We start from the raw sequence: 18,501 nt of genomic DNA, 5'->3' as shown, positions 1-18,501 counted from the left end.
GCCCATGACCGACCGAGCCGCGGCCCGCGCCCGAAGCCGTGTCCTGCCGCTGTTCCTGTTCCTCATGTGGGCGGCGCTGCTCGTGCCCTTCGCGCTGCTGGCCGCGGCGCCCGTCGCTCCCTCGTCGCAGGGGCTCATCGCGCTGTCGGCGGTTCTGCTCGTCGCCCTCCTCAAGCCCTTTGCCAACCATATGGTGCCGCGGTTCCTGCTGCTGTCGGCCGCCTCGATGCTGGTGATGCGCTACTGGTTCTGGCGCCTGTTCGAGACCCTGCCGCCGCCCGCGCTGGACCCGTCCTTCGTCTTCGCGCTGCTGCTCTTCGCGGTCGAGACCTTCTCGATCGGCATCTTCTTCCTGAACGGCTTCCTCAGCGCCGATCCGACCGACCGACCCTTCCCGCCGCAGGTGCAGCCCGAGGATCTGCCGACGGTGGACATCCTCGTGCCCTCCTACAACGAGCCGGCGGACATGCTGAGCGTGACGCTCGCCGCGGCCAAGAACATGATCTACCCGGCGCGGCTGCGCACGGTGGTGCTGTGCGACGACGGCGGAACGGACCAGCGCTGCCTCTCGCCCGATCCCGAGATTGCCCGGCAGGCGCAGGAGCGGCGGCGGGAACTCCAGCAGCTCTGCCGCGAACTGGGGGTGGTCTATTCGACGCGCGAGCGCAACGAACATGCCAAGGCCGGCAACATGTCGGCCGCGCTCGAACGGCTGAAGGGCGACCTTGTCGTGGTCTTCGACGCCGACCATGTGCCCAGCCGCGACTTCCTCGCCCGGACGGTGGGCTATTTCGTCGAGGATCCGAAGCTGTTCCTCGTCCAGACGCCGCACTTCTTCATCAACCCCGATCCGATCCAGCGCAACCTCGCGCTTGGCGACGATTGCCCGCCCGAGAACGAGATGTTCTACGGCAAGATCCACCGCGGGCTCGACCGGTGGGGCGGGGCCTTCTTCTGCGGCTCGGCCGCGGTGCTGCGGCGCCGGGCGCTGGACGACGTGGGGGGCTTTGCCGGCGAGACCATCACGGAGGATGCCGAAACCGCGCTCGAGATCCACGCGCGCGGCTGGAAGAGCCTCTATATCGACCGGGCGATGATCGCGGGGCTGCAGCCCGAAACCTTCGCCTCCTTCATCCAGCAGCGGGGCCGCTGGGCCACGGGGATGATGCAGATGCTGCGGCTCAAGAACCCGCTCTTCCGGCCCGGACTCGGGATCGCGCAGCGCCTGTGCTACCTCAACTCGATGAGCTTCTGGTTCTTCCCGCTGGTGCGGATGACCTTCCTGATCGCGCCGCTCATCTATCTCTTCTTCGGCGTTCAGGTCTTCGTGGCCACCTTCGAGGAGGTGCTGGCCTACATGCCCGGTTACCTTGCGGTAAGCTTCCTCGTGCAGAATGCGCTCTTCTCGCGGCAGCGATGGCCGCTTGTCTCGGAGGTGTACGAGGTGGCGCAGGCGCCCTATCTCTCCCGCGCCGTGATCGGCACGCTGCTGCGCCCGCGCGGGGCGCGCTTCGCCGTGACCGCCAAGGACGAGACGCTGAGCGAGAACTACATTTCGCCGATCTACCGGCCCCTGCTGCTGACCTTCCTGCTCTGTGCGGCGGGGGTGGCGGCAAGCGTCGTGCGCTGGGTCGCCTTCCCCGGCGACCGGTCCGTGCTTCTTGTCGTGGGCGGCTGGGCCCTGTTCAACTTCGTGCTTGTGGGCTTTGCCCTGCGCGCCGTGGCCGAAAAGCAGCAACGGCGCACCGCGCCGCGTGTCCATATGGAGGTGCCGGCCGAAGCCCAGCTGCCCGCCTTCGGCAACCGCCCGCTCTCGGCCACGGTTCTGGATGCCTCGACGCGGGGCGTCCGGCTGCTGCTGCGCCTGCCGGGATCGGGCGATCCGCGGCCCGCGATCGAGCCGGGCGGCATGATCCAGTTCCAGCCGAAGTTCCCCGATGCCCCGCAGCTCGAGCGGATGGTGCGGGGCCGGATCCGATCGGCGCGGCGCGACGGAGGGACGGTGATGATCGGCATGGTGTTCGAGGCCGATCAGCCGATCGCGGTCCGCGAGACGGTGGCCTACCTGATCTTCGGGGAAAGCGCCCACTGGCGCACGATGCGCGAGGCGACCTCGCAGCCGATGGGTCTCGTGCGCGGGATCGTCCGCATCCTGTGGAAGGCGCTGGCCAGCCTGCCCAGCACGGCGGGCGACTTCCTCGCCGAGCCTGCAAGGCGGAAACGGCGCCGGGAAGAGCCGGTGGAGCGTCAGGCGCATCTTCTGGCCTTCGGCACCGATTTCGCCGCCGAGGCTGACTGGCAGGACGATCTGCTCGACCCGACGGCGCAGGTTGCCTCGCGGCCCGGCCCGGTCGCATGGGGGGCAAACTGATGCGCGCGCCGCTTCTGGCCTGCCTTCTCCTCGCGGTGCCGCTGCAGGCTTCGCGGGCGCAGGAGGCGCCCATGATCGTGATCGACGGGCTCACGCCCGAGGAACAGGCGCAGCTTGCCCCGGCCGCCACGCCAGAGCCGGCGGCGCCGTGGCTCCTGCCCCTGCGGCCGGTGCTCGAGACGGTGCAGCCGGGCCCGGTGCTGCGGATCCAGGGTCAGCAAGCGCAGGCCAAGTTCCGCCTGTTCCTGCCGCAAGAGGCGCTTGGCGGAACCCTCACGCTTGCGCAGCGCAGCAGCATAGACGTCCTGCCCGAGGCCTCGCGCATCGTGGTGCGCCTGAACGGTGCCGAGATCGGCAGTTTCGAGCCGCGGCAGTTCGGCGCGCTCGGTGCGGTCGAGATGCCGCTCGGCACGGCCGCCCGGGCCGGGGACAATCTCGTGACGATCGAGGCCCAGCATCGCCACCGGATCTATTGCGGCGCCGATGCCGAGTTCAACCTCTGGACCGACATCGACCTGAGCCAGAGCGGCCTTGCCCTGACGGGTTCCGCGCTGGGCACCGGGCCGAACGCCTTCATCGCTGCCCTGACCGCGCAGGCGGCCTCGGGCCGCCCGATCGAGATCCGCGCCGCCGAGAGGCCCGACGCCGACAGCCTGCGCGAGCTTGCGCAGATCCTCGGTCGGCCGCTGGCCGACGAGGCGCTGCCGATCGCATTGGCCCGGCCCTGGTCGGCCAGCGCGGGCCGGTCCTTTGCGCGTGTGACGCTGCTTGGATCGGACACGGACCGCGCCACCATCCGGCGCGGCGGCGACGGCGCCCTTGTGCTTGTGATCGAGCATCGGGCCGGCGCCGCGCCCAGGCTCGGGCTGGTGGAAGAGATGCTTCAGGCCGCCACCGCCCTGCCGCCGCCGATGCTGCCGCAGGTGCCGCCGGGGCAGACCACGACGCTTGCGGCGCTCGGCGTGCCCACGATCGTCACCGAGGAGCGGTATTTCTACCGCAAGCTGGACTTCCGCCTGCCCGATGACTGGCTGCTGCTGGCCAGCCAGAAGGCGCGCATCGGCATCGACTACGGCTTTGCCGACGGGTTGGCTGACGGCGCGCTGCTTCTCGTGAAGGTCAATGGCACGACGGTGCGGATGCTGCCGCTCGACCGTGAGGCGGCCCCGCAGAAGCCGCGGCTCGAGATCCCGTTCCCGGCCCGGCTGCTGCGCCCCGGCGCGAACCGCCTCGCGTTCGAGGCGATCATTCCGGGCAACCCGCCCGACGAGCCCTGTCCGGCCGGGCAGGGAGAATTGCTGGCGATCCTGGACACGACCGACCTGACGGTGCCGCCCTCGCCCCGGATGCGGATGGCGGACATGGCGCAGGATCTTGCGCAGCTCTCGCCAGAGGCGGTGCAGCCCGCTACACCCGAGGCGCTTGCGCGCGCGCTGCCCTTCATGTCTGCCTTCCGCGATGCGGCGGGAGGAGGGCAGGTGCGCATGACGGTGGCGGGGATCCACGATCTGGGCCGGATGCCGCTGGCAGAGGAAGGTCTCACGCCGCGGCTTCTGGCGATGGCCCTGCTGCCATCCAGCGTGATGCGCCTCGACATCCCGGAGGTGACGGCGCCCGATGCGGGGGCAGACCCGCTCTCTCCGCTGGGCGCCGCACCGGGAGAGAGGACGATGCCGGCGCTGGTCGAGTCGAACTGGCTTGACCGGGCGCATGCCTTCGCGCTGGCGACGCTCGAGCCGGCGCTCGACGGGGTGCGCCGCCTCGTGCGGCCGGGCGACGGAGAGCTGGCCGAATGGCTTGCCGCGCGCAAAGGCATCGCCCTGCTGCTGGCGCCCGAGCCGGGCCATCTCTGGGTGGTGCTCGGGCCGGGCGCCGAGCCTGCGAAGGTCGCCAAGGCGCTCGCCGTGGCCGTGCACTCGCCACTGGGGCCGCGCGGGCAGGTGTCGCTTCTGGCCGAGGATGGCAGCTGGTCGAGCTGGTCCGCTCCGGGGCTGATGCCGCAACTGCAAGAGCCCGTGAGCCTCTCGAACGTGCGCAGCGTGGTGGGCAACGTGGCCTCGGCCCGCCCGCCCCTGCTGCTCGGCGGGATGCTGGGGCTTGCCTGGATCAGCGCCGCCATCGCGGTGGCCTTCGTGTTGCGCACCCGCGCGAGGAGCCGGTCATGAGACGTCGCACCCTTCTCCGGCTCGCCGCCGCCACGGCCCTTGCCTCTCCGGCAGGGCGGCTCCTGGCCCAGGAGAGCGGTGCGGTGCTGCCGCCCGATCATCCGCTCCAGACCGCCTGGGAGAGCTGGAAGGCGGCCTTCCTGCTGCCGGCCGGACGGATCATCGATGGCCCGCAACAGAACGCCAGCCATTCCGAGGGGCAGGGCTATGGTGCGGCGCTGGCGGCCATCTTCGGGGACGAGGCGGCGCTGCGACGCATCGTGGACTGGACCGAGACGAACCTTGCCCGCCGTGACGACAAGCTGCTGAGCTGGCGCTGGCTGCCGGGCGTGACGCTCGCGGTGCCCGACGAGAACAACGCCACCGACGGCGACCTGTTCTACGGCTGGGGTCTTGCGCTGGCCGCCCAGCGGTTCGGCAACGCCGACCTGGCCAAGCGCGCGACCGAGATCGCCCGCGCCATCGCGCTGCACTGCGTCCGCCCGCACCCGGATGGGTCCGAGCGGCTGGTGCTGCTGCCGGGCGCCACGGGTTTCGAGACCGAGGAGGGGGTGGTGCTCAACCCGTCCTATTACATGCCGCGCGCCATGACCGAGCTTGCCGCCTTCAGCGGGCAAGAGCGGCTGGCCCGATGCGCGCGGGATGGCGCCCTCTGGATTGGCGGGCTCGGTCTCGCGCCGGACTGGGTGCTGGTGACGGCCACGGGGGAGGATCTGCCGGCCAAGGGTCTGTCCGCGCACAGTGGCTATGACGCGATGCGCGTGCCGCTCTTCCTGCTCTGGTCCGGCCTTACCGCGAACCCCGCCCTTCGCCGCTTCATCGAGGTGCAGCGAGAGGCAGAACCCGGAACCGGAACCCCCGTCGTCTTTGACCGCGACACCGGCGCCCTGCTCGAGAGGTCGGCGGATCCGGGCTTCGCCTCGGTGCCCGCTCTGGCCGACTGTGCGCTGTCCGGGCGGCCCGGCGCGGCCATCCCGCCCTTTGACGCGCGGCAGCCCTACTATCCCGCGACGCTGCATCTGATGACGCTCGTCGCACAAGTGGAAGGTTTTTCCGCATGCGCTCCGATATGATGTCCCTGCGCCGCCTGACGCTGGTCCTGCTTGTCGCCGGAGGGGCGGCCCTTGCCCAGGCTGCGTCGCCCACCTCGCAGGATCTCGAGGCGCTGAACTACTATGTCTCGAGCGGCGATACACGCGCGGCAGAGGCGGAGCTGCGGCGGCTGCGGGCCCAGTTTCCCGATTGGGCCGTGCCTTCGGATCTCTCGACGCTGGGCGCGCAACGATCCCCCGCCTCGGAGATCGACCGGATCTATCGCCAGATTGCCGCCGGCGAGTTGACCGACGCCCGCAGCACGATGGATGAGACCTCGCGCAACTTTCCCGGCTGGAGCCCGCCGGCCGATATGGTTCGCCTGCTCGAGACGGCCGAGGCGCAGGTGGCCTTCGACGCCGCGGCCGATGCTGGCAATGCGGCTCTGGCGGTCGAGATCGCCCGGCGCATGCCCGCGATCCTGCGCTGCGACCGGGTGAACAATGTCTGGCGTCTGGCCGAGCTTCAGGCTGCGGCCGGCCAGACCTCGGCGGCGGTGCAGAGTTACCGGGGGGTGATCGGCTCCTGCTCGGGGCCGGCCGAGATCACGTCGACGCTGGAAAAGGCCGAAGCGGTCGCCAGCGATGCGGAACTGGCGGATCTGTTCCGGCTGGCGAACAGCCAGCTTCCGAACTCGGGACCGGCGCTTCGCGCTCTCGAAAGCCGCCTCAGGGCGGGACGGGGGCAGGCGGTCGCGGACGGGAGTTCCGCTCCGGCGGGCGGGGCTTCCACCACGGCCACTGGTCCGGGTCAGAGGGCGGCGTCGGAGGCCGGGCTGCCGCAGGCGGGCCAGCCCCGCGGGGCGGCCGTTGCAGCCGTGGCGCGGGGCGGCGGGGCGGGCCTCACCGCGGTCCGGGCCGCTGCACAACAAGGCGACTGGCGCAGGTGCACGGGCCTGACCACCGGCGCGACTTCGGCCGAGATGCTCTATGAGCGCGCATGGTGCGTCTACAATCTCGAACGGCCTCTCGAGGCGCTGGCGGCCTTCGAGCCGGCCGCCGTGGGGCGCCTGGGGGCGCAGGTCGCCCGCGACGCGCGGTTCGGCAAGGCGCTTGCCTTCCTTGCGCTGCAGATGACCGAAGAGGCCGCACGCCTCGCCGCCGCGACCGACCTGACCGATCAGCAGCGGCGCGAGGTCGAGGCGATCATCCTCGACCAGCGCGGCGTCCGCGCCTATCGGCTCAGGGAATACCGACGCGCCATCGCCTTCTTCGACGCCTATGAGGAGCTGACCGGCGGCCTGCGCCGCGATCTGGCGGTCCTGAGGGGCTACGCCTGGCTGAACATCGGCAAGCGCACTGAGGCGAAAAGGATTTTTACCGAGCTGAACAACCAGCTCGCCACGCCCGAGACGCGCGCCGGCCTCAATGCGAGCCGATAGGGCCGCAGAGGCGGCCGGCGCCTGAGGTCAGTGGAGCAGTCCCGGCGAGAGCCTCTCGCGCTTGTCGAGAGTCATCTCGCTCCGGTTGCGGCCGGCCACCTTGGCAGCCTTCACGCAAGTGTCGGCGGCCGCAACCCAGGCCTCGGCGCTGGTGTAGGCCGGCGACCAGGGCGCGATGCCGAAGCTGGCCGTCACGCGCACCTCGGGATGGCCGGGAAAGCGCGTGTCCTCGACCGCCTGCCTCAGGCGCTCTGTCACCTGTGCGGCCGCCTCGGGCGTCGCATTCTCAAGGTATATGCCGAACTCCTCGCCGCTCAGCCGGCCGAACTGGTCGCCGCGGCGGATCATGCCGCGGATGGTGCGCGCGACCGTGGCGAGCACCACGTCGCCGAAGGCATGGCCGTGCGTGTCGTTGACGTGCCGCAGGTGATCCAGGTCGAAGGTTACAAGAGCCGAGGGCGGACCGTTTCGCCGCGCCCGGTCCATCGCGCGACGCAGCACGGACAGGAAGGCGCGGCGGGTCGCGGCGGTCGTCTGCTGATCCTCGGTCGCCTGCAGGCGGAGTTCAAGCTGGATCACCGCAAGCCGTGCAAGGTCGGAGAGCACCTCGCGGTCCACCACCGTGTAATCCCGCGGGATCGTGTCCGCGATGCAGATCGTGCCGATGTTGTGGCCGTCGGGCGTGGTCAGCGGCGCCCCGAGATAGCTGCGGATATGGGGCGCGCCCACCACGAACGGATTGTCGCGAAAGCGAGGATCGCTGAGCGTATCGACGATCTGCACCACCTTGTTGTCGCGGATCGTCTGGTCGCAGAAGGCATGGCACCGCGGGATGTCCACCTCGACCGCGCCCGAGTGAGACTTGAGCCAGAGACGCTGATCGTCGATCAGCGTCATGGCCGCCATCGGCACCGCATAGATCGATCTGAGAAGTCCGACCATCAGGTCGAACTCGACCTCGGGTTCCGTATCGAGAATCTCGTAGCGCTGGAGGGCAGCCAGCCGCGCTGCTTCTTTGTCCGTAAGGGACATGCCTATGATAAGCTCCTGATGCGGCCAACCCAGCGGAAATGCGTGGCACCCGGACGGGCACGGACCGTTGTGAGAACTAATCTCCCCTACGGACGGGTTGTCAACCCTTCGACGAATTACCCCCTACGGATAAGACTATCCGTTCGACGGTATCCGCCCCAGCGAGGGCCGCAGCAGGCAGGGCCCGATCCGCCCGACATAGATCGCGAAGCCTAGGGTCCAGAAGGCGGCAGCGAGGCTGTAGCCGTTGATCCCGCCAAGATCGGCCGTGGCCAGCAGGGTCCGGGCGGCGGCCGCGGCCACGATGCAGGCAAAGCCTGCGGACAGGGCTGGCCCGGCCTCGAGCGGACGGCCGGTATGGCCGAGCGAGGCGCGCATCATCACCGCCAGCGTCATGCCCCCGATGGCGCCGATCCCGAGGAGATGCAGCCCGGCCGGGGCCGAAGCCCAGCCCGCCGCGGCCGCCGCCGTGGCGGCAAGTCCGAGGGGCAGGAAGCCATAGGCCACATGCAGCATGAGAAGGAGCGGCGAGCGCCAGACGAGGTGGCCCCGCCACCGCACCAGCCGGACGCCGTGGAGCGCGGCGGCGAGGGCCAGAAGGGCCGCCGTCAGGATCGCTTCGGGCGCCAGCGTCCAGCACAGGAGCGCGCCCACCGCAGCAAGGAGGCTCGCGGCGTCGAACCGGCCGAAGGGGACGGGCAGGGGGCCCGGGCCGCCCCTGGCCAGCCAGTTGCGGGTGAAGCTCGGGATGATGCGCCCGCCGATCAGCATGATGAGGAAGGTCACGGTGGCAAAGCCGAGGCGGCGGCCGATGTCGCTTTCGCCCTGCTGCATCGCCTCGAGGTGGAAGAGGACGTTGGCGGCCAGATAGAGGCCCACGGGCCCCACCACCATGAGGTTCTTCCAGTTCTTCCCTGCGGCGATCTCGGTCACGGCCATGAGCGTGACGGCGAGGAGGAAGCCCGCATCGATGACAAGCACGAGGAGCGGATCGGTGCCGAAGGCGCCGGCGACGGCGAAGCGGCCCGCGATCCAGAGGGCGGCGAGGGCGGCCAGCGGCAGGCCCCGGCGCGGCATCCGGCCCGTCCAGTTCGGGATCGCCGTGAAGAGGAACCCGGCGATCACGGCCGACGTATAGCCGAACAGCATCTCGTGGATGTGCCAGTCGATCGGAGAGAAGGGGCCGTCGATCCCGATCCGTCCGCTCCAGACCGCCAGCCAGACCGGGATGGCCCCGGCGGCGAAGAGCGCCGAGAGGAGGAAGAAGGGCCGGAACCCGTAGCTGAGCACGGCTGGTCCGGTGTAGGATCTGGGTCTGTCGCTGGCCATTGGCCGCCTCCTCGTGCAAAGAGAGGGCGGCGGCTGATGCCGCCGCCCTCCGAGGTGCCGGCCGTTCCGGGACGCGGGTGGCCGGTTGCTTGCAGGTACGACGGTCAGGCTCTGCTTGGGGCCGGCGCCTGATCTGTTCCGTCTCTCGCTCTCTTGCCCCAGGACCGGCAGGCGTTCATTGTGCTGTCGCAAACTCGGAACGGATCCGTGAACAAACTCGACGAAAGCCTTCTGACCAAGCTGCCGCCTTTCTCGCTGCTCGAGCGTCCGCAGATTCGGACCATCCTCGATCAGGCAACGCCCCGCCGCTACGACGAGGGGAGCACGGTCTTTGGCGAGGGTATGGCGGCGGAGCGGTTCTACCTGCTGCTCGACGGCACGATCCGCGTGGTGCGCACCACCCCCACCGGCGAGCAGATCATCGCGCTGCACATCGGGCCGGGACAGCTGTTCGGGATCGCTCCGGCGCTGGCGCGCGACACCTATCCGGCGACGGCGGTGGCCGCGGCCGAGTGCGTCACGCTCTCCTGGCCCGTGCGGCTCTGGGGCGAGTTCGTCGCCTCCTATCCGGGCTTTGCGACCGAGAGCTACCGCACGCTCGGCGCGCGGCTGGGCGAGATGCAGAACCGGATCACCGAGCTTGCGACCCAGCAGGTCGAGCAGCGGGTCGCGGCCTGCCTTCTGCGCATGGTCAACCAGTCGGGCCGGAAGGTCGCGACCGGGATCGAGATCTCGTTTCCGATCACGCGGCAGAACATCTCGGAGATGACGGGCACGACGCTGCACACGGTCTCGCGGCTTCTCTCGGCGTGGGAGCGCGAGGGGATCGTCGAGAGCACGCGCCGGCGCATCGTCGTCACCGCCCCGCACCGGCTGGTGGTGCTGAGCGGGCCCGCCGGTCAGGTCTGAGCGCGCCGCGGCGCGGGGTTTTCAGATCCCGGCCACGAGACGCAGGGCGCGACGGAACTCGTCCTCGTCCAGCCCGTATTCGGCGCAGGCTTCCACGACCGTGTGGAAGGGCGCGATGGGGCAGCCGGGGCAGAGCATCCGCCGCGTGAGGAACACCTCGGCCGTGGCCGGCCAGCGGTCGAAGAGCCGCGAGAGCGGCAGGTCTGGGTCGTCGAGATCGGGTCGCATCTGGGCCTCCGCCCGGCCGGGAAAGGCCCGACCGATGTCGGATCCAGATAACGCCGGTCAATCTCATGCTTCTTTGTGATGCCGCAACCTCTCCCGCGCCGGCCGGGGCTAGAGGGTTTCCACCCGAAACCATTCGCCAGGACCCTCCCATGTCGGAAATCCTCACGAAATCGCGGGCCCGCAACGTGTTCTATGGGGGATCGCTCTTCTTCATAGCCGTGTTCGTGGGCCTGACGGTCCAGAGCCACAACTATGTGGTTTCCACCACGCCCCCGCTGAGCGACGAGGTCATCCTCGGCAAGCACGTCTGGGAACGCAACAGCTGCATCAACTGCCACACGCTGCACGGCGAGGGCGCCTATTTCGCCCCCGAGGTCGGCAACGTGATGACGCGATGGGGCGTGCTCGACGATCCCGACGCCGCGGCCGAGATGCTGGGCGGCTGGATGGATGCGCAGCCCTCGGGCGTCGAGGGTCGCCGGCAGATGCCGCACTTCGAGCTGACCGACGAGGAAAAGCGCGGCCTGTCCGAGTTCCTGCGCTGGGCCGATCAGATGAACACGCAATCCTGGCCGCCGAACGACGCCGGCTGAGGGGGACCGCATCATGAAATATCAATCGCAAAAGGTGGCGCTGGCCTATTTCAGCGTGGCGATGGGGCTCTTCGCCATCCAGGTGCTGGGCGGCCTTCTGGCCGGCTGGATCTATGTCTCGCCGAACACCCTGTCGGAAATCCTGCCCTTCAACGTGGTGCGGATGATCCACACCAACGCGCTGATCGTCTGGCTGCTGCTGGGCTTCTTCGGTGCGGCCTACTTCCTCGTGCCCGAAGAGGCCGAGCGCGAGCTGTTCTCGGTGAAACTCGCCTATCTGCAGCTGGCGATCCTTGTCATCGGCACGCTGGGCGCGGTGGCGAGCTACCTGATCGGCATCCACGGCGGGCGCGAGTTCCTGGAACAGCCGCTCTGGGTCAAGTTCGGCATCCTCGTCGCGGCGGTGATCTTCCTCGTGAACATCTCGCTGACCGCATTGGCGGGCCGCAAGACCGCGATCACCAACATCCTTCTGGCGGGGCTGTGGCTTCTGTGCCTGCTGTGGGTCTTTGCCTTCATCAACCCCGACAACCTCGGCCTCGACAAGATGTACTGGTGGTACATCGTGCACCTCTGGGTCGAAGGCACCTGGGAACTGGTGATGGCCGCGATCCTTGGCTACCTGATGCTCAAGCTGACCGGCGTTGACCGCGAAGTGATCGAGAAGTGGCTCTATGTCATCGTCGCCACCGCGCTCTTCTCGGGCATCCTCGGCACGGGGCACCACTTCTACTGGATCGGCCTGCCGGGCTACTGGCAGTGGATCGGCTCGATCTTCTCGACGATGGAAGTCATCCCCTTCTTCGCGATGATGTCCTTTGCCTTCGTCATGGTCTGGAAGGGCCGCCGGAACCACCCGAACAAGGCCGCGCTGCTGTGGTCGCTCGGCGCCTCGACTGTGGCCTTCTTCGGCGCGGGCGTCTGGGGCTTCCTGCACACGCTGCACGGCGTCAACTACTTCACCCACGGCACGCAGATCACCGCGGCCCACGGCCACCTCGCCTTCTACGGCGCCTATGTCGCGCTGAACCTCGCGATGTTCACCTACGCCATGCCGATGCTGCTGGGCCGTTCGCCCTACAACCAGTGGCTCAACATGACCTCGTTCTGGCTGATGACGACCGGCATGGCCTTCATGACCTTCACGCTGACCTTCGCGGGCACCGTCCAGGTCCACATGCAGCGGGTGATCGGCGAATACTACATGGACGTGCAGGACCAGCTGGCCATGTTCTACATGATCCGCTTCGGCTCGGGCGCGATGGTGGTGCTGGGCGCGCTGCTCTTCATCTACAGCCTCGCCGCCGTGCGCAAGTCGGCCCCGGCCGCCAATGCGGTGGGAGAAGTGGCATGAACGCGATCCTGCGCGAAGCCGCGGTGCCCTTCTACAAGCCCGTCGGCAACGAGTGCGAGCTGTTCGAGGCGGCCAGCGCGAAAGGTCTTCCCCTTCTTCTGAAGGGGCCGACCGGCTGCGGCAAGACGCGGTTCGTGGAGCACATGGCGGCACGGATGGGGCGCAAGCTCCATACCGTCGCCTGCCACGACGACCTGTCGGCCGCGGATCTGATCGGGCGCTTCCTCCTGAAGGGGGGGGCGACCGAATGGGTCGATGGGCCCCTGACCCGGGCCGTCCGCGAGGGCGCGATCTGCTATCTCGACGAGGTGGTGGAAGCGCGCAAGGACGTGACCGTGGTCCTGCACCCGCTGACCGACAACCGCCGCACGCTGATGATCGACCGCACGGGCGAGGAACTGGTGGCGCCTCCGGGCTTCATGCTGGTGGCCAGCTACAACCCCGGCTACCAGAACATCCTCAAGCGGCTGAAGCCCTCGACCCGGCAGCGGTTCCTGTCGATCAGCTTCACCTTCCCCGATCCCGTCACCGAAACCGCCGTGGTGGCCCGCGAAAGCGGCCTGTCCGAGGCCCGCGTCGCGCCGCTCGTCCGGCTTGCGGGTCATGTCCGGGCGCTGTCGGGGATGGATCTCGAGGAAGGGGTCTCGACCCGGCTTCTGGTCTATGCGGCCTCGCTGATGGCGGGGGGCATGACGGTCGAGCAGGCGCTCGAGGCGGCGGTGGTCGAGCCGCTGACCGATGAACCCGATGTCGCGCAGGCGCTGCGCGACCTGATCGCGACCGTTTACGGGTGATGTCATGAGCTTCCACCTGCTCGACCTGATGGAGCCGGAAGAGACCGTCGGCAACCTCTGGCACGACTATGCCAGCCGCTTTGCCGCGGTGAAGGCCAACGACGGCGTCGCGGTGTCGCTCGACGCGATGCGCCCGAGCGTGGCCGTCCTCTTCCGGGCGCTCGGCGGCGCGGCCGGCGTCGAGATCGGCCCCAGCCCCGACACCGCCGCCCGCCATCGCCGCAGCCTCGGCTCGGTCATGGGCGAGACGCGCATCCTCGAGCAGGTGGCCAGTTTCGACGGCGAGCGGCTGCGGCTGCCCGCCCGGATCGACGCCTTCCCCTCGTGCGACCTCAACCGCGCGGCCTATCTGTGGCTTGCGGCGCTGGCCGCGCAGGTGGATCTGCCCGAGGCCGAAGGCGCGCTGGCGGCGGACCTTGCGCAGATCACGGCGATGGAGGCGGCGAGCGCGCGGGTGCGGGCCCTGGCGCCGGGCCTTGCCGCCGTTCACGGGGTGCTGGCCGCGCATGTGCTGGCCTCGCGCACGACCCATGCCGCCTTCGGCATCGAATCGGCCGTCGAGGCGCGGGTGCGGGCGGCGCTCGGCGGCCCGGCCGCCACGCGCGAGATCGCGCGCCACGAGCCGCGCGGCTACATGCCCTTCGCGCCGGTGCCGCTCTGGCTGCGGCTCGGGCGGGGCAGGGGCCAGGCGGCGGCCGAGACGCCCGAGGCGGCCAACGCCCCCGCGGGCCTGCCCACCACGACGCGCAAGGTGGGCCAGCGGCGCGACCTCGACCAGGCGAACCGCAAGGACAGCTTCATCGTTCACCGCTTCGAGGCGATCCTGAGCTGGGTCGAGAGCCTCAACATCAACCGCGCGACCGATGACGACGATCAGGAGAACGCGCAGAAGGCGGCCGAGGATCAGGATCACATCACCCTCACGCAGCATTTCAAGCGCGCGGCCAGCCGGCTGCGCCTGCATCTCGACCTTGCGCCGCAGGATGCCGAGCACGAGCGGCTGTCGGACCGCTTCACCTATCCCGAATGGAACCACCGCTCGCGCGGCCTGATGCCCGACCACACCCGCGTGCTCGAGGCCGAGGCCGACGAGGGGCCGGGGTTCCATCCCGACCCGCGGCTGATGACCCGCGTCCGGCGGCAGTTCGAGACGCTGCACCCCCGCCGCATCCTCTGCAAGCGGCAGGTCGAGGGGTCGGAGCTGGATCTCGACGCGCTGATCGAGGCGCAGGTGGCGCTGCGCAGCACCGGCCGCGGCTCCGACCGGATCTACCGCGACGCCCGCGCGATCGAGCGGGATCTGTCGGTGGCGATCCTGATGGACTGCTCGCGTTCCACCGAAGCCGTGGTCGGCGAGCGGCCGGTGATCGAGACCGCGCGCGAAGCGCTGGCGGCGCTGGCCGGCGGCATCGACGTGGCCGGCGACCGGCTCGCGATCTGGGGCTTCTCCTCGCTGCGCCGCGACCGGGTGTTCCTCCACCGCTGCAAGGGCTTTGACGAGCCGATGGGCGAAGCGGTCACCGGCCGCATCGGCGGGCTGCGCCCCGGCCACTACACCCGCCTCGGCGCCGCTGTCCGCCATGCCTCGGCCATGCTGGCCGCCGAAGGCTCGAGCCGCAAGCTCCTGCTGATCCTGACCGACGGCAAGCCCAACGACCTCGACCATTACGAGGGCGTGCATGGCATCGAGGACAGCCGCATGGCCGTCCGCGAGGCCCGCGGCCTAGCGCAGTCGGTTCATGCCGTTGTCATCGATGCGGACGGGCAGGACTGGTTCGCCCGCATCTTCGGCCGGGCGGGCTTCACGCTGCTGCCCGATCCGGCCCGTCTTCCCCGAGCCCTGCCCGACCTCTACCGTTCCCTCACACAGGAAATCTGAGATGCGCATGCTTCTTCCCCTGCTGATCCTCGTCCCCGGCATCACGATGGCCGCCACCTTCGAGGTTCCGACCCCCGCAGCCCAGACGGCCGCGGCCGAATTCTGGTTCGCGGTGGCGGCGGGCAGCTTCGTCGTGGCGCTGGCGGCCGTGCAATGGCTGGTGCAGCGCCGATGAGCCGCCAGCGCCGCGTGACGCTGCTGCTCTATCCGTTCGGAGCCGGGGCGGCGGCGGTGAACCTGTTCTTCGCCTCGCTCATCCTTTCCTGGGTCGGTCTGCCGGTCCTGAGCCCTGCATGGTCGGTGCTGGGCGGGATGATCCTGGGCATTCCCGCTACGCACCTCTTTGCCGGGCATATCGTGCGGCTGATGGAGCGGGCGGAGACCCAGGCTTGACCGACTGGATCGAATTTGCGGCGGCACTTGTGGCCTTCTTCGCGTCACACCTGCTGCCGGCGCGGCCCGGCGTGCGCGAGCGGCTGACCGGCCTTCTGGGCCGGCGGCTCTATTTCGCGCTCTATGGCACCGTCTCGCTGCTGGTTCTGGCCTGGGTCATCGTCGCCGCGGGCCGCGCGCCTTATGTGGAACTCTGGCCGCAGACGCCGGCCTCGCGCTGGGTGCCCAACTTCACCTCGCCGATCTTCTGGACGCTGGTGGTTCTCGGCATCCGCCTGCCCTGGCCCTGGACGCTCGGCGGCCAGCGGGCGGCGCGATTCGACCCCGACCGGCCGGGCTTTGCCGCCGTCAGCCGTCACCCGCTGCTGATCGCGCTGATGCTCTGGTCGTGCGCCCATCTCTTCCCGAACGGCGACCTGGCGCATGTGATCCTGTTCGGCTCGTTCTTCGGCCTGTCGCTCGCCGCGATCCCGATGTTCGACGCCCGCGCCCGACGCGCCCTGCCGCCCTGCGAGGCCTGGGACGCCTTCCGGGCCACCTCGATCTTCTCGCTGCGCCCGCTGCTGAACCCCGAGTGGCTGAAGCAGAACGAGGACCACCTGATCCCCCGCCTGCTGGCGATCGTGGCCTTCTGGGCGGCCGCGCTTGCGCTGCATCCGATCCTGCTGGGTGTCTCGCCCCTGCCGCACTGAGCCTGCGACACCCTGTCCCGGCCGTTTGATCCTGCGCAAAGTCGAATGTCGCGTGAACCGTTATCAGGTTCAGCATGACAAACATCGCCCTCCTCCAGAGTCTCGGACTCTTTGATGCGCGCGTGCCGCGCTACACGAGCTACCCGGCGGCGCCCGTCTTTTCCGGTGCCGTCGGTGCGGACTTTCAGGCACAGGCGATCGAGGCGCTCGATCCCGCCGTGCCGATCTCCGTCTATATCCATGTGCCCTTCTGCGAACGGCTATGCTGGTTCTGCGCCTGCCGCACGCAGGGCACCCAGACGCTGGCCCCGGTCGAGGCCTATGTCGGAACCCTCCTGCAAGAGCTGGAACTGGTGAAGAAGCACCTTCCGGCGGGCGTGAAGGCGGGGCGGCTGCACTGGGGCGGGGGCACGCCCACGATCCTGTCGCCCGAGCTGATCCACAAGCTCGCGCAGGCGATCAAGGCGGCCATCCCCTTCGCCGAGGACTACGAGTTCTCGGTCGAGATCGACCCGATGATGGTGGACGAGCCCAAGATCCGCGCCCTGAGCGAGGAGGGCATGAACCGCGCCTCGATCGGCATCCAGGACTTCACCGACATCGTCCAGAGCGCCATCGGCCGCGAGCAGCCGTTCGAGAACACCAGGGCCTGCGTCGAGACGCTGCGCCGCTACGGTGTCCATTCGCTGAACACCGACCTCGTTTATGGCCTGCCGCACCAGAACCGCGAAAGCCTCGCGGCCACCATCGACAAGGTGCTGCAACTCGGGCCCGACCGCGTGGCGATCTTCGGCTATGCCCATGTGCCGTGGATGGCCAAGCGGCAGAAGCTGATCGACGAGAACGTGCTGCCCAACGACATCGAGCGGCACGAGCTGGCCAATCTCGCGGCGAGGATGTTCACCGAGGGCGGATTCGAGCGGATCGGCATCGACCACTTCGCCCGGCCCGACGACAGCATGGCCGTCGCCGCCCGCAGCGGCAAGCTGCGCCGCAACTTCCAGGGCTACACCGACGACACCTGCCCGACGCTGCTGGGCATCGGCGCCTCGTCGATCTCGAAGTTCGAGCAGGGCTACCTGCAGAACACCGCCGCCACCGCCGCCTACATCAAGGCGGTCGAGGAGGGGCGCCTGCCCGGCTATCGCGGCCACCGCATGACCGATGAGGACTACCTCCACGGCCGCGCGATCGAGATGATCATGTGCGAGTTCCGGCTGGATCTGCCGGCCCTGCGGGCGCGCTTCGGCGAGGCCGCGGAGACCTTGGTTCCGCGGATCGCCGAGGCTGCGGCCAAGTTCGCCCCCTTCATCACTGTGGACGAGGCGGGCTCCATGTCGATCGAGGCAGAGGGCAGGGCGCTCACGCGGATGATCGCGCGCGTGTTCGATGCCTATGAGACGCCCGAGGCGCGCTACTCGCAGGCCTCGTGAACGAACTGCCCCGGCCCCCTGCGAGGGGGCCGGGGCATCGGCCGCTCCGGTTCAGGAGAGGCGACCTTCCCCCGCAAACATGCTGGAATTCAGCTTGAAGGCAGCCTCGGTGCGGTTCTTCGCACCCAGCTTCTTCATGATGTTGCGGATGTGGACCTTCACGGTGCTCTCGCAAAGATTGAGCTCGCCCGCGATGATCTTGTTGGACTTGCCCCGGCGAAGCGCGTCACAGACGGCCCGCTGGCGCTCGGTCAGGTGCTCGTTCACGGCCATGTGCGACTCTTCCCGGTCGGGAAGGGCGCCGCGCAGGGCGGTCAGGCTCGCCGTCGGCAGGAAGATCCCGTCGAAGGACGCAAGGCGGCTCGCCTCGACAATGTCGTCGATGCCGACCGAGGAGGGCAGATAGCTGCGTGCTCCGCAATCGAAGGCCGCGATCATCTCGCGCAGATCGTTCGCGGCGCCGATCACGACGACCGGCGCAGCGCCGGCCTCCGCAACAAGCGTCGCGATTTCACGGGAGACCTCGGTCACCGGGCGATTGCCGGTGCTGTAGAGGATCACCTCGTGCCCGTGGTGGTCGCGGCGGGTCTGCCACTCGTCGAACGAGCCAAAGCCCATGACCTTGATCTCTGGATGAGCGAGCTCGACACAACGGACAAGACACTCACGCTCGAGCGTCCGAGGGTCGATCATGATCAGGGTGCAGCGTTCCGAGAGACAGACACCGGCCGACCCGGGCAGATCGGCGCCGATGGAGTTCAGGGACTTGGAAAAAGTGTCTGGCAAATGTTTCATCGTAATCTGTCCACTCTGTGGCTGGGACGTCTATTCCGGCTAATCCTACTCTTCAAAGTTT

General features: G+C 69.1%; 17 protein-coding genes. 13 read left to right on the top strand and 4 right to left on the bottom strand.

The window, feature by feature from the left end; all coding sequences use genetic code 11:
- Positions 1 to 4: 4 nt before the first annotated feature.
- From bcsA to FG154_RS01215, 4 genes are read left to right on the top strand one after another with little or no spacing between them, the layout of a single operon-like run.
- On the top strand, positions 5 to 2,371 hold the full coding sequence (gene bcsA, locus FG154_RS01230) for a UDP-forming cellulose synthase catalytic subunit (protein WP_145103596.1): 2,367 nt from the start codon (positions 5 to 7) through the stop codon (positions 2,369 to 2,371).
- Positions 2,371 to 4,536 (top strand): cellulose biosynthesis cyclic di-GMP-binding regulatory protein BcsB, encoded by a 2,166-nt coding sequence (locus FG154_RS01225; protein ID WP_145103593.1) that lies wholly within the window; start codon positions 2,371 to 2,373, stop codon positions 4,534 to 4,536. Before bcsA ends, FG154_RS01225 begins: the two co-directional genes overlap by 1 nt.
- Positions 4,533 to 5,609, top strand: coding sequence for a family 8 glycosyl hydrolase (locus FG154_RS01220; protein WP_145103590.1), 1,077 nt, complete (start codon positions 4,533 to 4,535; stop codon positions 5,607 to 5,609). Before FG154_RS01225 ends, FG154_RS01220 begins: the two co-directional genes overlap by 4 nt.
- On the top strand, positions 5,594 to 7,009 hold the full coding sequence (locus tag FG154_RS01215; protein ID WP_145103587.1) for a hypothetical protein: 1,416 nt from the start codon (positions 5,594 to 5,596) through the stop codon (positions 7,007 to 7,009). The genes FG154_RS01220 and FG154_RS01215 overlap by 16 nt, the downstream gene beginning before the upstream one ends.
- Positions 7,010 to 7,036: 27 nt before the next feature.
- On the opposite strand, the gene FG154_RS01210 is transcribed toward FG154_RS01215, so the two are convergent.
- Positions 7,037 to 8,041 carry a sensor domain-containing diguanylate cyclase gene (locus FG154_RS01210; protein WP_145103584.1) on the bottom strand — a complete coding sequence of 335 codons (1,005 nt, stop codon included), beginning with the start codon at positions 8,039 to 8,041 and terminating at the stop codon, positions 7,037 to 7,039.
- 135 nt (positions 8,042 to 8,176) lie between these two features.
- Positions 8,177 to 9,370 (bottom strand): NnrS family protein, encoded by a 1,194-nt coding sequence (locus FG154_RS01205; protein WP_145103581.1) that lies wholly within the window; start codon positions 9,368 to 9,370, stop codon positions 8,177 to 8,179.
- Between the two features lie 207 nt (positions 9,371 to 9,577).
- Here FG154_RS01205 and FG154_RS01200 point away from each other — a divergent pair, with 207 nt between their 5' ends.
- Positions 9,578 to 10,279: a Crp/Fnr family transcriptional regulator gene (locus FG154_RS01200; protein WP_145103578.1), complete on the top strand. Its 702-nt coding sequence runs from the start codon at positions 9,578 to 9,580 to the stop codon at positions 10,277 to 10,279.
- A 21-nt stretch (positions 10,280 to 10,300) separates the two neighbouring features.
- Here FG154_RS01200 and FG154_RS01195 read toward each other — a convergent pair whose 3' ends face one another.
- On the bottom strand, positions 10,301 to 10,507 hold the full coding sequence (locus tag FG154_RS01195) for a DUF1858 domain-containing protein (protein WP_145103575.1): 207 nt from the start codon (positions 10,505 to 10,507) through the stop codon (positions 10,301 to 10,303).
- A 149-nt stretch (positions 10,508 to 10,656) separates the two neighbouring features.
- Between FG154_RS01195 and FG154_RS01190 the strand changes: the two genes are divergently transcribed.
- The 8 genes from FG154_RS01190 (at position 10,657) to hemN (ending at position 17,645) form a co-directional block, all read left to right on the top strand.
- Entirely contained in the window at positions 10,657 to 11,100 is a 444-nt protein-coding gene (locus tag FG154_RS01190) for a c-type cytochrome (RefSeq protein ID WP_145103572.1), read from the top strand.
- A 13-nt stretch (positions 11,101 to 11,113) separates the two neighbouring features.
- Positions 11,114 to 12,454, top strand: coding sequence for a cbb3-type cytochrome c oxidase subunit I (locus FG154_RS01185; protein ID WP_145103569.1), 1,341 nt, complete (start codon positions 11,114 to 11,116; stop codon positions 12,452 to 12,454).
- A complete protein-coding gene (locus FG154_RS01180) occupies positions 12,451 to 13,248 on the top strand; it encodes a CbbQ/NirQ/NorQ/GpvN family protein (RefSeq protein ID WP_145103566.1) in 798 nt (265 codons plus the stop codon). The genes FG154_RS01185 and FG154_RS01180 overlap by 4 nt, the downstream gene beginning before the upstream one ends.
- Positions 13,249 to 13,252: 4 nt before the next feature.
- Positions 13,253 to 15,127: a nitric oxide reductase activation protein NorD gene (locus tag FG154_RS01175; protein ID WP_145103564.1), complete on the top strand. Its 1,875-nt coding sequence runs from the start codon at positions 13,253 to 13,255 to the stop codon at positions 15,125 to 15,127.
- Position 15,128: 1 nt separating this feature from the next.
- Complete coding sequence (locus FG154_RS01170) at positions 15,129 to 15,302, top strand: protein NnrT (protein WP_145103561.1); 174 nt, start codon at positions 15,129 to 15,131, stop codon at positions 15,300 to 15,302.
- Positions 15,299 to 15,520, top strand: a complete 222-nt coding sequence (locus FG154_RS01165; RefSeq protein ID WP_101340573.1) for an NnrT protein — start codon at positions 15,299 to 15,301, stop codon at positions 15,518 to 15,520. The genes FG154_RS01170 and FG154_RS01165 overlap by 4 nt, the downstream gene beginning before the upstream one ends.
- Complete coding sequence (locus tag FG154_RS01160) at positions 15,517 to 16,212, top strand: NnrU family protein (RefSeq protein ID WP_145103559.1); 696 nt, start codon at positions 15,517 to 15,519, stop codon at positions 16,210 to 16,212. The genes FG154_RS01165 and FG154_RS01160 overlap by 4 nt, the downstream gene beginning before the upstream one ends.
- 74 nt (positions 16,213 to 16,286) lie before the next feature.
- Entirely contained in the window at positions 16,287 to 17,645 is a 1,359-nt protein-coding gene (gene hemN, locus FG154_RS01155) for an oxygen-independent coproporphyrinogen III oxidase (RefSeq protein ID WP_145103556.1), read from the top strand.
- A 51-nt stretch (positions 17,646 to 17,696) separates the two neighbouring features.
- On the opposite strand, the gene FG154_RS01150 is transcribed toward hemN, so the two are convergent.
- Positions 17,697 to 18,440 carry a response regulator transcription factor gene (locus FG154_RS01150; protein ID WP_145103554.1) on the bottom strand — a complete coding sequence of 248 codons (744 nt, stop codon included), beginning with the start codon at positions 18,438 to 18,440 and terminating at the stop codon, positions 17,697 to 17,699.
- Positions 18,441 to 18,501 lie beyond the last annotated feature (61 nt).

Source organism: Cereibacter sediminicola, assembly GCF_007668225.1.
In the GTDB taxonomy this organism is placed as follows: Bacteria; Pseudomonadota; Alphaproteobacteria; order Rhodobacterales; family Rhodobacteraceae; genus Cereibacter_A; species Cereibacter_A azotoformans.
Note: the sequence above shows the minus strand (reverse complement) of the source record. Positions and strands in the feature narration are given on the sequence as shown.